This window comes from Cellulomonas sp. P4_A2, from assembly GCF_056402515.1.
In genome coordinates, this window is sequence record NZ_JBFUHG010000045.1 from 1 (window position 1) to 723 (window position 723).

General features: G+C 71.8%; 1 pseudogene. It reads right to left on the reverse strand.

The features are described from left to right. Positions 1-261: 261 nt before the first annotated feature. Positions 262-723, reverse strand: a pseudogene (locus AC1DUE_RS19985) (A/G-specific adenine glycosylase); the annotation flags it as partial.

Genomic DNA, 723 nt, shown 5'->3' on the forward strand with positions numbered 1-723 from the left:
GGGACCAGGCGGCGCGCACTGCGCAGCAGGGCCTCCTGCCGGGTGCGTACGTACTCTTCGAATTCGAGCACCTCGCCATGCGCCATTCCAACCGCCTCCGTCCCCGTAGATCCCCGTCTGACCTCTGCCAGTCACTGGTCGCGTGAGCTGACGGTCGGAGACGTTACGGAGCGGTTGTCACGGCGCTGTGCGGAGCAGCCATACGCAGACGCACGGCTGTCCATCGGTTGTGTAACAGCGGGCTAGGAGCCCTCTTGCCTCCTAGCCCAGCGGCAGCTGGTAGTGGCCGCCCGGAAGTGGTTCGACCAGGCCGTCGGCTACCAGGCCGTCCAGCGCCCGGGCCCGTTGTGCCGGCTCCTCCCATACGGCGTCGAGCGCCGACTGCGGAACCGGGGTCACCGCCTCGCGCAGCACGGCGAGCAGCCGGCCGCGCACCTGCCGGTCGGTACCGGCGTAGGTCTGACCGCGGCGCGGAGGCCCCTGATGCTCCGGCTTCCCGGCCAGCCGCCAGGCGCACTGCGTGGCGATCGGGCACCGCGTGCAGTCCTCGTTCTTGGCGGTGCAGACCAGCGCTCCGAGCTCCATCGTCGCGGCCGCCCAGCGGGCCGCCCGTTCGTCCTCGTCGGGCAGGAGCGCGCGGGCGAGCTTCCGCTCGGCGGCGGTGGTCGCATTCGGCGGGTACTGAATGCCGGTCGCGGCCCGGGCGAACACCCGGCGGACGTT